9 protein-coding genes and 1 tRNA gene are annotated in these 13,201 nt (G+C 46.6%); 3 read left to right on the top strand and 7 right to left on the bottom strand.

The window, feature by feature from the left end:
* On the top strand, nucleotides 1-4,666 hold a 4,666-nt coding region (locus tag QUA50_RS14315; RefSeq protein ID WP_333262155.1), incomplete at its 5' end, for an Ig-like domain-containing protein.
* 65 nt (nucleotides 4,667-4,731) lie between these two features.
* Here QUA50_RS14315 and QUA50_RS14310 read toward each other — a convergent pair.
* From QUA50_RS14310 to moaC, 3 genes are all read right to left on the bottom strand, one after another.
* A complete protein-coding gene (locus QUA50_RS14310) occupies nucleotides 4,732-5,034 on the bottom strand; it encodes a DUF3181 family protein (RefSeq protein ID WP_333262152.1) in 303 nt (100 codons plus the stop codon).
* Between the two features lie 64 nt (nucleotides 5,035-5,098).
* Complete coding sequence (locus QUA50_RS14305) at nucleotides 5,099-5,356, bottom strand: 2TM domain-containing protein (protein ID WP_332982358.1); 258 nt, start codon at nucleotides 5,354-5,356, stop codon at nucleotides 5,099-5,101.
* A gap of 88 nt (nucleotides 5,357-5,444) precedes the next feature.
* Entirely contained in the window at nucleotides 5,445-5,966 is a 522-nt protein-coding gene (gene moaC / locus QUA50_RS14300; RefSeq protein WP_333262149.1) for a cyclic pyranopterin monophosphate synthase MoaC, read from the bottom strand.
* Nucleotides 5,967-6,044: 78 nt separating this feature from the next.
* Between moaC and QUA50_RS14295 the strand changes: the two genes are divergently transcribed.
* Nucleotides 6,045-6,118: transfer RNA gene (locus QUA50_RS14295), tRNA-Arg, on the top strand.
* 360 nt (nucleotides 6,119-6,478) lie between these two features.
* Here QUA50_RS14295 and QUA50_RS14290 read toward each other — a convergent pair.
* The 3 genes from QUA50_RS14290 to QUA50_RS14280 form a co-directional block, all read right to left on the bottom strand.
* A complete protein-coding gene (locus QUA50_RS14290) occupies nucleotides 6,479-7,723 on the bottom strand; it encodes an MFS transporter (protein WP_333262146.1) in 1,245 nt (414 codons plus the stop codon).
* 144 nt (nucleotides 7,724-7,867) lie between these two features.
* On the bottom strand, nucleotides 7,868-9,055 hold the full coding sequence (locus QUA50_RS14285) for a glycosyltransferase family 4 protein (RefSeq protein ID WP_333262143.1): 1,188 nt from the start codon (nucleotides 9,053-9,055) through the stop codon (nucleotides 7,868-7,870).
* 250 nt (nucleotides 9,056-9,305) lie between these two features.
* On the bottom strand, nucleotides 9,306-11,030 hold the full coding sequence (locus QUA50_RS14280; RefSeq protein WP_333298557.1) for a DUF2079 domain-containing protein: 1,725 nt from the start codon (nucleotides 11,028-11,030) through the stop codon (nucleotides 9,306-9,308).
* 53 nt (nucleotides 11,031-11,083) lie between these two features.
* Between QUA50_RS14280 and QUA50_RS14275 the strand changes: the two genes are divergently transcribed.
* Nucleotides 11,084-12,322, top strand: coding sequence for a histidine kinase (locus tag QUA50_RS14275; RefSeq protein WP_333262137.1), 1,239 nt, complete (start codon nucleotides 11,084-11,086; stop codon nucleotides 12,320-12,322).
* Between the two features lie 182 nt (nucleotides 12,323-12,504).
* On the opposite strand, the gene mutT is transcribed toward QUA50_RS14275, so the two are convergent.
* Nucleotides 12,505-12,909: an 8-oxo-dGTP diphosphatase MutT gene (gene mutT / locus QUA50_RS14270; RefSeq protein WP_333298884.1), complete on the bottom strand. Its 405-nt coding sequence runs from the start codon at nucleotides 12,907-12,909 to the stop codon at nucleotides 12,505-12,507.
* Nucleotides 12,910-13,201 lie beyond the last annotated feature (292 nt).

Genomic DNA, 13,201 nt, shown 5'->3' with positions numbered 1-13,201 from the left:
AGTCGTCACCTTGAGTGAAGCCGTACAAAAAGGCACTGGCAATATTGTCATCAAGAAAGTATCGGATAACTCAGTGGTGGAAACTATCAATGTCACAGCGGCCAATGTCACTGTTACTGGTAGTACAGTCACCGTTAATCCCACAGCAGATTTAGCGCCCGGTACTGGTTACTATGTTGAAATTGCCAGCGGTGCAATTAAAGATTTAGCTGGCAACAATTATGCCGGTACTACAGGTGCAACTCCTTGGAATTTCACCACTGCTGTCGCCGCTGATACTAAGGTTTTTTCCCTTGTAGAAACTGGATTAACCAAGCTGGATGAAATTCTTAAAAAAGAACAGGAAAGTATTAAGCTTCCCATCATCGGCCCCTTCCAGAACCTCAATCAAGATTTTATTGGTAGCTTCAAAAATGGCCTGGTTAATGCGCTCAAAACAGGTAGTGATTTAACGGCAGAGCAGTTACAAACAAACCTGCGGAGTTCTCTAGGAACTAACTTCAACATTAGGGTTCAAAAGAATACGACTAACGAGGAAAGCACCTGGGATATTGCAGTAGGCCGGAAATATCAACTCGGTACAGTTAACGTCCTCAAAGATATAGGAATGCCTGCCCTTGGCTTTAACGCCGATGGTAATGGGAATGCCAACCTCGATTATCAGTTAAACTTCAGCCTGGGTAACAGCAAAACTTTTGGCAACTATATCGATACGACCAAAACGAATCTGACGACTAATCTGGGGTTTGGTCTAAATGACTCGTTCAAGACTTCTGCAAAACTAGGATTTTTCCCAGCCACCCTCAACGAAAATACCACAGAAGGCAAGCGCACTAAAATTGGGGGCACATATCAGCTCAAGCTGAATGACTTAGATAATCTGGGAGGTATCAATGATGGCGATCGGCTGACCGAGGCAGAACTCAATAGTTCCTACAACCCGCAAAACTTATCACAGTCTACCTTCTCCACCAGTGGGGATCTGAGCCTGAAAGGCCGGACAAATGTGGTCAGCAAAGCATTCCCCAACTTGGTCTTCGAGATGAAGTTCGGGTTTCCAAAAGCTGATTACGTCAACGGTAAATCCGTCAGTTCTGCTAGCATACCCAATGTTGAGGTCAATAATGCAAAACTGGATTTTGGCGAATTTATAACCGGCATTGCCCAACCTGTTTTCACTAAGGTTGACCAGGTTCTTAAACCCTTTCGGCCAGTTATTGATTTCCTGAATGCGGACACGCAGATATTTTCCAAAATCGGGCTGGAGAATTTGTTTAAGGATATAGATAACAACCGGAAGCGGGTCAGTGTCATCGAAATGGTATCTACCCTGTCCAGTTTGTCAGGTCGACCAATATCCACTGGCTTCATAGAAACAATCGTCAAGTTAGACCGGGTGACTAAGCTGGTTAACGATTCCATCAAAAACAATGAGACTATTTTGATGGATCTCGGCTCTTTTAAGCTAGATAATTACAACCCGTTAAAACGGATAGAAGAGTTCGAGAAAACATCTCCGCAGGCTAAAGCTATTGTTAAAATAGGCAAGGAAGAGCTTAAGAAAAAAGATCCGAAAGCTGCCGCACTTCTGACAGCGTTAGAGGTGGTTGATGGACTGGACGTGCCAATTATCACTAAGCCAGAAACAGCCATCCAGCTACTTTTAGGCAAACCAGATGTCCCAATTGTGACCCTGAATTTGGACAATCTGGATTTGGATGTGCCGATAAATATTACAAAGCCTCTGCCTCCTTTCCCACCGGTGAGTGTAGGCTTTGAAGGAAACTTGAAAGCAAAGGCTGACCTAAAATTTGGGTATGACACCTACGGACTGCAACAGTGGAAAGCAACGAACTACGCCTCGGATAAAATCCAATTGTTAAGAGATGGCTTTTATGTCAGCGATCGCAAGAACGCTGACGGAACTGGCCAAGACGTTCCCGAACTGACAATCTCCGCAAATATCGCTGCCAAAGCTGGCCCAGATATTAAGGTAGCCGATTTTTACATCCTGGGGGGAATCAAGGGAAATGTCAACGTCGATTTGCGAGATGCTGGAGAGCGAGAAGGTAGAAGCGATGGGAAATTGCGGGCTTCCGAGATAGATACTGTCCTCAACACCGCCCAACCTTGGAATATCATCAATTCAGTTTCCGGCACAATTAATGGTTCGTTGGATATTCGAGCCACAGCAGGTATTGGGCCGTTAAAGACAACCCTGTACCAGAACAACCTGGCAACTTTCCCACTGGCAAAATTTGGTTGGGAAACTGGAAACTCCACCGCCCCCCAAGGGACATCGAAATCTCCCAGCTTGTTCAATGTGTTTGTTCCCACTCCAGTTCTGCCAAAATCCTTTACAGTTAGAGGAATTGCTGAGGCTACGGGCAAGACCTATTTGAATTTCAATCCGGCTTACCGCGCTTTAAACTTAGCTGTTGCTATAACAGATAACCCTGTTATCAAAAAGATTTTGCCGGCTCCCATATTAGAACCGATCAATAAGTTAGCTAACACTGGCAGAAACGTTGTGGGTTCAGTGCTGACTCTACCCTTCAACATGATTAGCCAAGGTCCTAAAGCGGCTATTAAGGATACCGTTAAGAGCTTTAGCAGTGGTGTGAAGGCAGTCGCTAAGGTAGGCAAATCTTTCGGTAAAACCCTTGGAAAATTCATTAACAGTGAAGTAACGGGGGCTGAGGTTTTTTTCGATGCCAACTTTAATGGAATTTTAGATCCCGACGAACCTTTTACCATTACTAACGCTGACGGCACCTATGATTTAGATATTTTTGTTCCCAATTTCGATACTAACCAAAGCGGTTTCCTAGACCCGGAAGAGGGCCGGGTGGTGGGAATTGGTGGCATCAATACTGCCACGAATTTGCCTCTGGAAACGCCCCTGTTTGCTTCTGAAGGTACGACCATCACTCCGCTTACGACCTTGGTCAGCGAGTTAGAGCGCAAAGGAATGGATGCAGAAGAGGCTCAAGCCAAGGTGCAGGCGGCTTTGGGAATTCCGGCAGATGTTGACTTGGGCAATTACGATGCCATCGAAGCGATGCGGGACAATGAACTTACTGGGTTAATTATCTACAGCCCGCACGTTCAGGTTCAAGTTGCAATTGTCTTGGTGACCAATTTATTTGCCAGTGCTTCCAATCTTTCTAAGGTGGAGATTGCCACAAAAGTCATCGGAGAGCTATCTAAGGTTGTAGAGCCGGGAAGTCCTGTAAACTTGAGCGATCCGGCTCTGTTGCAGAAGTTGATTGAGTCAGTTGCCCAAAGCGTGCAAAAGCCAGAAGTTGCCAGTCTAGCAGGCAATGTGGCAAAAATCATTGCTGCTGGCAATCAGCGCATCAGCGATATTGCAGCCAGTAATATCTCGATCGCAGAGGCGGCGCTTCGCCTCGCTCAAGTGGAAAAGGCGATGTTAGCTGAGGTGGCTAAAGACCTCCAGCAAGTGGGGGCTGGTACGAAGAACATTGAGGAGGCGCTTGCTGAAAACACGGGTGCTGCTTTTGACAAGATGATTGCAGAGGCGAATGTTGAAAGCCCCCTGACTGTCAAAAACGTACAATATGGCTCGGAGGACTCTACCGAAACCGGCACTGACACTGGCACCACACCCGTCACACCAACACCGATCGCCCCGATCGCATCGGAAACAGCCTCGGAAACACCCACACCATCGGAAACAGCCTCGGAAACACCCACACCATCGGAAACACCTACTCCCACCCCAACAACTGATAACCTCTCAAACGATGAGTGCATCTGCGACAAAATTACCTATCCCAACTTAAACCGACCCAACTGGGTTGAAAACACCATACTCGACGCATCCGACATTCAAATAGGCACTGCCCAAAACGATGAATTACTAGGTAGCGATGCTGCCAACATATTCGAGGGCAAATCCGGGGATGACAACCTATACGGCGGTGCGGATAATGACATTATTAATGGCAACCAAGGCAATGACTTCATCGCCGGAGGCAAAGATGAAGATACTCTCTACGGAGATGAAGGAAGCGACATCATCCTTGGCGAGTCTGGCAACGATTTAATCTTCGGAGGCAAAGGCAATGACTTCTTACATGGCCGCGAAGGTATTGACATCATTTATGGCAACAAAGATGATGACTTCATCGATGGTGGTAAGGATAATGACACCTTATATGGAGGCAAAGGTAACGACATCCTGCTTGGCAGTCAAGGTGATGACAATCTGTTTGGACAGTTAGGTTCGGATACTATCTGTGGCGGTGAAGGCAATGACTTAATCAACGGTGATGAAGGAGCAGATATCCTGGGAGGGTGTGCCGGAAATGATACTCTTTTCGGAGGCGCAGACAACGATACTCTCACTGGTGGCAAAGGCAACGATCTCCTGGATGGAGGCATGGGAAATGATAGTTTGATTGGCGGCAGCGGCAACGATATCTTTGCCTTAAAAGCTGGTGAAGGATTTGATATTATCGCTGATTTTACTCTGGGTCAAGACTTGATAGGATTAAGCGGTGGTTTGAGTTTTGGTCAGTTGGAAATAACTCAAAATACTCAGGGAACTATTATTAAGAATCTCTTGACAGGGGAGCAGTTAGGTGTGATGGTTGGAGTGAGTGCAGATGCGATAACATCGGCTAATTTCATGCTGGTTTAAGGAAAGGAAAAAAAAGCGCGATCGCCCTTCGGTACAAAAAGACCAAAAAAGGCGATCGCCCTTTACTACATCTTCCGCTGAAATTCTTCAAGCACATCCATCAACTGAACTTGACACTGCATCGGAATCAAATCTGCCAGCGGCAGTTCCCGCTTGCCGCCGCCCAACTTGACTGGAATTCCTTGCAAAACTTGTCCAACTTTGTCAGCATCTAAATTGCCATCTTCCAGCATTGAATAAAGTTGTTGGGCAACAACTGTATGCAGGTGGGCATCTCTCAAATACAAATGCCATTTGGCAATGTCAATGTAGACATTTTCGCCGATTTCTGCTGCTAAAGATTCGATCGCCTGTGTAGTATTAGCCATATCAAAAAAGCCGAAAGTTATTTGTTATCAATCAAAAGACTTAACAAATCGCCGACAACTGCCTTCAGCCAGAATCTTTGGTGAGGGGGGAATAATCGGCGATCGCAAAAATGTAAATCGCGTGGGCCAAAACTACTAGAGCCCATCCGCCCGTTACCGAAATTGCCCAAGGCCAATCAGCCTTTTGCAAATTGTGAACAAACCACAAACCAGAATTGGTAGCAGAAAAAAGACCGACGTGGATAGCAAAATTCATGCGGTCATCTAACCGGCGGTACTCTGGATCATTGCGATCGGGTTTGCGGGGCCAACGAGGAGGCATAGTTTTTCACTTGAGATTAGTAGTTCCGTGCCTATTTTAATCTTAAGTGCAGCTTTTTGAATCCTACATCCCTCTCAAGGCCGAAAATTTAAGCCTCTAAATTTTTATAATCTCCAGACTTGCCACCACTTTTACTCACCAGGTGAATCGATTCAATGGCGATCGACTTTTCCAATCCTTTCGCCATATCGTACAAAGTCAGCGCCGCCACCGAAACCGCCGTCAGCGCCTCCATTTCCACCCCTGTTTCCGCCTTAATTTTCACCGTCGCCCGAATTTGATACCCCGGCAACCCAGCATCCGCTATCACCTGCACCTCCACGCTACTCAGCGGCAGAGGGTGACACAGAGGAATCAAATGCGCCGTCTGCTTCGCCGCCATAATTCCAGCCAGCCTTGCAGTGCCCAACACATCACCTTTCGGCGCATTCCCCGCTTCAATCGCCGCAAAAGTCTCCGGCAGCATCCGCACCCTGGCAGCAGCCACAGCTTGCCGCACAGTCGGCACCTTCGCCGAAACGTCCACCATTTGGGCTTCCCCGCTGTTGTTGAGGTGAGTTAGCTGTGTGCGATCGGGCAATTTAGAAAAAGTTTGCGAAAGGTCTTGCATTATTTTGGTAATGGTGTTAATGTTAGATTCTGTGAGAAAAGAACTTAATCAATTTTAGATTAAATCTGAACTCAACAGGGGCTTGTAGCTTAGTTGGATAGAGTGCATGGCTACGAACCATGAGGTCGGGGGTTCGAATCCCTCCAAGCCCATTTAAAAATGTTATAAGCTGTGAGTTCTGAGTTCTGAGTTTTGAGTTTTGAATTAAAAAATTAATTCAACTCACGACTTAAAACTCAGAACTTTTTTAATCTTTGTGGAACAGGCATCTTGCCTGTTTTTCAGAATGCTGCGCGGGAACAAAAACCCGGTTTCTGCCTCAATATCTGTCGCATAGATTCACGATTTTTGGGAGAAACCGGGTTTTTTGGTAAGTCCCCTGATTGCCTCTTCCTTCTTGCTTCTGTTATAAGCTGTTCTACATTTAAACTGTGTGTCAAAAATCAATAAAACTCTTGTGGGACGGGCTTCTAGCCTGTCCAGATTTTCCAATTTAAATGCGTAACAGCTTATCATCGGTTCAAGGCATAAACATCTTTGCCTCGACCGATCGCAAATTTCATCGAATTAGACAAGCCCTTGCTAGACTGAGTAATAAAAACCAGCAAAGCCAAGCCAGCGAGGCCAGCCGCAAAACCAAACATATTTCTGTAGCCAACTTGTTCAGCCACAAAGCCTAAAGTGGGCCCAGCAATCGCAATGCCCAAATCAAATCCGCCAATACAAAGCGAAAACAACCGGCCCCTTTCACGAGGTTCGCACCTGTCCGACATCAGCGTTACCATCATCGGCAAAACCGTACCGCCCGCGCAACCTTCAACCAAAGCTGCTATTAAAAAAGCACTGGTGTTGTTAGCAAAATACAACAATAACATAGATACGGCATAACAGATTAAGCCGCCAGAAATAAACAAGCCGCGGCCGTATTTGTCAGAAGCCCGTCCCGTGACTAACCGCATACCGAAACTGGCGATAGCTGCCGTAGAATAAAATAATCCCGGATTCAAATTAGCCTTAGTTTCTTGGATAAACAAAGGCATAAAAGTGCTCAAAGTTCCAAATACTAAGCCAACCACCAATAACACTAAAGCCGGAATCCGCACTCTCGGATTCCACAGCATTTCCCAGTATTTTTCGCTATTTTTGTCCTCAGATAGCGAGTGCGATTTGGTTAAATCTGCAAAATTAGGTTCCGCAATTTGGCAGGTAAAAAATACACTTATTGCAGCGAAAGCCGCCGACATCGCAAACAAAGGAGTATAACCGACCCAAGCTTGCACAAATCCGCCAATAGCCGGCCCAACTGCTAGACCAATAGGATTCACCAAGCTCATGTTACCGATTAATTCGCCCCGCTTTCCTGGTGGCGACAAATCTGTTACCAAAGCGCTGTAAGCTGTGGTAAAAGCGGCAATACTAATGCCGTGAAAAACGCGAATAAGTAACAGTAAGGGGATAGATTGAGCTAACAGGTAGCCCAAAGGGGCGATCGCAGCGACTGACGCGCCTAGAAGCAAAACTTGTTTTCGCCCCCTGCTGTCGGCTATTTTACCCAACTGCGGCCTCGACAGCAAAAGTCCGATCGCAAATGCACCCATCACAAAGCCAATTTGCTGTTTTGTGCCGCCCACAAATTGAACGTACAGCGGCAAAGTTGGCAGCAGCGAAGCCAAACTCGACCAGAATAGCAGGCCTGCGGTGAATAAAATCAGTAAGCTGCGTCTGGGTTGGGGATCGATGTCCCTAAAAATATTCAAGATGCTAATTCCCTTTAAATCTTCCGAGTGCACTCAAAGTAAGTTCGAGTGTCTCTATCATTGTGTTATAAATTATTAATATTTGCAGCAAAAAATTTGATCTTCGACTCACTGTCAACTGTCAACCGTCAACCGTCGCCATTCTTACCAATCAACCCCAGCCCTTTCCTCCACCACCCGTTCATAAACCCACTGGGTTTCTATCGCCAACTTCGGCCAACTAAACCGGCGTTCCAAATCTTGATAAGCATTGTCAACCAACCACTGCGCGTAACCCGGATTTTTCAAAACCTCCAAAATTCCCCAGGCCAAAGAATCCCGATTGTTTGCCTCAGTAACAACGCCAGTTTTAGTGTGCAGCACCACCTCTGGAAGTCCGCCCGCATCCGAAACCACCACAGGCACTCTTGCAGCAAAGCTTTCTAACGCTACAATCCCAAAAGGTTCGTAAAGACTGGGGAAAACCGCGCAGTCAGCCACAGTCTGAAATTTGTCGAGATGTTCCTCAAACATGAACCCAGTAAAATAACACTTATTCCAAATTCCTAAATGCCAAGCTAACTGTTTGAGATGGTCTGTATTGCCGCCGCCAACTATTACAATTTTCGCTTTACCCCCCATTTCCCAAATTACTTTAGGTGCTGCATTTAGAAATACAGAAATACCTTTTTCGTAGCTAATTCTTCCTACATAATAAACTATTTTTTCGTCATCAGCAGCAAACTGACGACGGAAGTTCATCGCGTCAAATTCGTGCCAGCGGGGCTTTTTATCGGGTCTAATTCCGTTGTAAATTACCTCTATTTTGTTCCACGGAGTCGCTAGTACCCGTTCGGCTTCCCGCCGCATATAATCACTGCAAACAATTACCCGCCAAGAATTGTAAGCGAGGTCGTTTTCCTTGGCGTTAATGTAGCGCTGCCCTTCATTGTGGATGCCGTTGAAGCGCCCGTATTCGGTGGCGTGGATCGTGGTAATTAGCGGTACTTTAAAGGTATGCTTGAGGGCGATCGCCGCATCTCCCACTAGCCAATCGTGAGCGTGGATGATATCAAAGGAGCCTTCCTCAAGCATCAGTTTCCCGCCTTGGTAGCCCATGCTTTGGTTAAGGTTCGCCACCCAGTGAAAAAAGTCCCTAGCGTGCCCCACCACCACCCGATGCACACGTATTCCTTCCACCACTTCGTACATCGGCGCGTGGCCGAACTCTACTGTAATTAAGTGAATTTCGTGTCCCAGCTTCACCAATTCTGGATATAGTTCCGATACGTGGCGGGCGATACCGCCTACGATTCTGGGAGGAAACTCCCATGCCAATACCAAAATTTTCATCTTTCTTCCTCCAAATTTTTTATATAACTTAATGTTTAGGATTAACAGATTTATTGTATAATTATCACCCTTAAATTTAAGTTAAGCGCAAGTTGATGCCGAATGCCTGACTTTTGGCAGCAACCAAGACAGAAAATCATGGCTAAACCTGGTTTTTGCAGGAAATTGCTCGATCGCCATTACCTGAAAAAAACAGGTTTCCTCAAGATTTGAGCCACTGAGGGCAGCAATGGCGATCGCGCCTACCCGCTTACCCTTTCTTCAAAATCGGCTCCAATTCGCGCCGAAAACGAGTCCAAGCAGCAGCAGATGCAGAATTAGAAACAGCACCCTGACGCATCAAAATCGCGCCGTCTTCAAAGCCAACAATTCCGTACTCTCCAGATTTGGACATTCGATCGATCGCCGGCACGATCTCCCGCAACTGTCCCCGTTCCGCGCGAAACGCAGCCTGATACTGCTGCAACTGCCACAAATCGGCAATTACATATTGCATCTTCACTGCCTTCCCCGCATCATTGCGGAGTTCCAACATCGGAAACCTGAGAATTTCCCGCCTGCTTGACAAAATCGGCACAATAGTATTCGTCGCTGCCACGCTAGCATCAGCAGGAATTTGAGCCAATAGAGGCCGCACTTGCAAAACGTGCTGCCATTGTCTGACGAGAGGAACCTGCACCCAAGGATCGATAGCATCGGGCAAAATCAAAGAAAAAGTCCGATTTGGGTTAGAAGTGAAGGTAAAAAATAGGGACAAACAGATGCAAAACGCCCAAAAGCGGCGAAACTTTGAAGAAGAAGGGAGAGGAAATAAAGCAGAAGGAAAACGCAAAAACATTCTTTCCTCTCTCACCATTCTATCTTCTTCCTTTTGACGCTGGGCCCACCACAGAATCGCCCCATAAAAAAGCCCTGGAACCACAGTCATCGCATAGCGAATATTAATCGCCAGCACCGACTCTCCTTTCGCTAAAAATAGCTTCAGCAGCGGAAATCCAGCTATCATCCAAGACGCAGGCGCGAAAGCAGGAACCAAAGCTAATGGCAACCACTGGCCGAGCAGGTATCTAATCTTACCAAAAAACGGCGTAAATAACTGAGCTACCAACCGTCCGGGATTACTCACCATTCCCCAAATAATTTCTAGAGTAGAAGCTTCATCTCCCTCGGCATATTGGCCGAAGCGCTCCATCATAAACCGCTGAGATATATCAGCAGAAAACAAAGGCATAATCAGATTGGTCAGGACGATCATATAACCAAAACTGAGTATGCAGACAGCCAAACCAGTCCGAGGGTAGCGCCGGCTCAAAATCAGGTAAACTCCGACGCCAAATAAAACAACTCCCCCATCTTCTCGCACGGCCAAAATTAAAGTTGCCAGAATCCCAAACAATGGCCACCAGCGCTTCTCCATCGCCAGCAGCAAGCCAAAGACATACAGCGGCATTTGACAAATATCGTGAAAATTTCCCAAAGTCGGGCCGATGACTGCGTTAGCGCAGTAATAGCTCACAACAATTGTCGCCGACAGCTTTGGTTCCAGATAGTGTCTGGCGAGAGCATAGAGCACTCCTCCAGCCGCCGTAATTAAAGTCACCTGCAACACCGTCAAAGTGACGGGCGAGGGAAACAGAGAGTAAATTGGCAGCCACAGCATTAGCGCCGGGGTGAAATGCTGCCCCAACCGGTAGTAAGATACGGACGGAAGCTGGTTTTGGTGAACCACATTAGTGGACAAAGCCGAAGAGAGGGAACTCTCAAACAAGTTACCCTGAGTGCCGTTCCAAAAAAGTTGATTGAAAATGCCTTGGTCGTAAGTAGCGTAAAAGCTGTAGTAGCGGTGCAGCGTCAGCAACAGGCACAGCACAAAAAAGGCGGCTGCCACTTGAACCACCACCCGCAGCGACTCATTTTTCTTCCATCTCAAAAATATCATCTGCCCGCCTGTAATGAAATTATCGGACAATAGCATAAATCTAAAGTAAGTATTAAATTAAAGTAGAAGTGAAATAACTCGGCTCGGCAATGCTCAATTATTTTCACCCGATCGAAAAGCTCAACAGCGTCCATCCCACACTCGGCACCAGCGGCACTGACTGTTCTCCCGAACAGCCGGTAAATCCCGCACCGCTTTTACAGCTTTTGCTGTTCGTAGACAAGCGTCCCTCTTCCCGGGAACAGACCAGACACATCCGCAAGTCCCTAAAGGATTTGAAGGCAGAGTGCGACTTTGAGCTTCAAATCATCGACGTAGGAGAACAGCCCGATTTAGCCGAACACTTTAAACTTGTAGCCACTCCCTCGCTGCTCAAAATTCATCCCGATCCGCGACAAACTCTCGCCGGCAGCAATTTGATCGCCCAACTCGAACACTGGTGGCCCCGCTGGAAGCGTTCTGTAGAAGAATACGCAGCTGGGCAACAGTCGATCCCAGCTATTGCTGAAACCCTGACTGACCCAAAACCCATCTATTCGGTTGCTTGCGCCGCCGAACTCGTGCAGCTTTCCGATGAAGTTTTTCGCCTCAAACAGGAAAAAGAACACCTGCAAGAGCAGTTGCAGTTGAAAGACCGGATTATTGCGATGCTAGCTCACGACTTGCGTAATCCCTTGACGGCCGCATCTTTGGCTTTGGAGACTTTGGAGTCAAGTCAGAAGGTGAAAGAGGGAGAAAAGTCGCGTTTGACACCGAGTCTGGCGGCTCATTTGATGAAACAAGCCCGCCGCCAAATCCGAATTGTCGATCGTATGATTACAGATATCCTGCAAGCAGCCCGGGGTACAAACGCTCAACTCCACATTGAACCCAAAAGAATCGAACTGGGAGCGATTTGTCAAGATGTAATCATGCAGTTTCAAGACAAATTTCAGGCGAAAAGTCTGAACATAGAAACAGACATTCCCGCAGATTTGCCCTTGATTTATGCCGATCCCGATCGCATCAAACAAGTCATGGTCAACCTGCTGGACAACGCCAGCAAGTACACCCCAGACCAAGGAACGGTTAATCTGTCCATTCTCCACCGCACCGCTTACAAAGTTCAAGTCAGCATTTGCAACAGCGGCCCGGGAATTCCAGAAGAAGATTGCGCGAGCATTTTTGAAGACAGCTTTCGGTTGCAGCGAGATAAATCAAAAGACGGTTACGGCATTGGACTGTCTCTGTGTCAAGGCATAATCCGCGCGCACTACGGTCAAATTTGGGTAGACTCTGTACCCGATAGAGGCAGTTGTTTTCACTTTACTCTGCCCGTCCAAAAATAAAACTTAGAATCGCGAATTAAATAACTTACAATTTTAATTGTTATTGTGGGATGGGCGTCCCGCCCGTCCTTAAAAGACGGGCGGGACGCCCATCCCACTTTCAAGAGTGGAAGTTATTTAATTCTCATTCCTTAGCTGTCATTTGTCAGTTGTTAAGTAGCAACCGAATTTTATATTACAGCTCAACTTTTCCGCAGTGCAGCAATAATCTGTGCGTTTGCCTTGGGAAAAGTAAATTGGTCAATTTCGTCGAGTGTCACCCAGCGAATTTCATCGCATTCGATCGTTTGCGGTTCCCCGCTGACGTGGCGGCAGTGGTGCACGTATAGTCTAACTGTAAATTTAGTGTAGTCGTGGTCAATCGTAATCAGGCGAGCGCCAACTTCTACAACAATCCCCAACTCCTCCATAATTTCCCGTTTTATGCAAGCTTCGATCGTTTCCCCAGGCTCTATTTTTCCGCCCGGAAACTCCCAGAAACCCCCGTGCAGTCCATGTTGTCGGCGCTTGTCAATCAAAATTTGTTGGCGATCGTTCCAGATTGCAGCAACGCCGATAACTTTGTGGGGCAAAGGAACAAGAGACATATTAATTATGAATGGGGAATGGGGAATTTAAGAATAATATCAATAATTATTCAATTATTATTGAATCAACAATCTCAAATCAACAATCAACAATCAAAACTTAAAATCTAAAATCTAAAATCTAAAATCTAAAATCTAAAATATTAAGCCCCCATCTTGCGAGGGGGGGCTTGACACTTGGATTACTTAAATGTTAAGAATCTACTAAGGATCGTCAATTAAATAATTTCCCTTTTTTCTTGTGGGATGGGCGTCCCGCCCGTCCAAAAAGGACGGGCGGGACGCCCATCCC

Source organism: Microcoleus sp. M2_D5, assembly GCF_036701935.1.
Classification (GTDB): Bacteria; Cyanobacteriota; Cyanobacteriia; order Cyanobacteriales; family Microcoleaceae; genus Microcoleus.
Note: the sequence above shows the minus strand (reverse complement) of the source record. Positions and strands in the feature narration are given on the sequence as shown.

What these genes read in the sequence shown, in the direction of transcription:
- QUA50_RS14275 (WP_333262137.1), top strand. Translation starts at nt 11,084, where the DNA reads ATGCTCAATTATTTTCACCCGATCGAAAAGCTCAACAGCGTCCATCCC.
- QUA50_RS14280 (WP_333298557.1), bottom strand. Translation starts at nt 11,030, where the DNA reads ATGCTATTGTCCGATAATTTCATTACAGGCGGGCAGATGATATTTTTG.
- QUA50_RS14310 (WP_333262152.1), bottom strand. Translation starts at nt 5,034, where the DNA reads ATGGCTAATACTACACAGGCGATCGAATCTTTAGCAGCAGAAATCGGC.
- QUA50_RS14285 (WP_333262143.1), bottom strand. Translation starts at nt 9,055, where the DNA reads ATGAAAATTTTGGTATTGGCATGGGAGTTTCCTCCCAGAATCGTAGGC.
- mutT (WP_333298884.1), bottom strand. Translation starts at nt 12,909, where the DNA reads ATGTCTCTTGTTCCTTTGCCCCACAAAGTTATCGGCGTTGCTGCAATC.
- QUA50_RS14305 (WP_332982358.1), bottom strand. Translation starts at nt 5,356, where the DNA reads ATGCCTCCTCGTTGGCCCCGCAAACCCGATCGCAATGATCCAGAGTAC.
- moaC (WP_333262149.1), bottom strand. Translation starts at nt 5,966, where the DNA reads ATGCAAGACCTTTCGCAAACTTTTTCTAAATTGCCCGATCGCACACAG.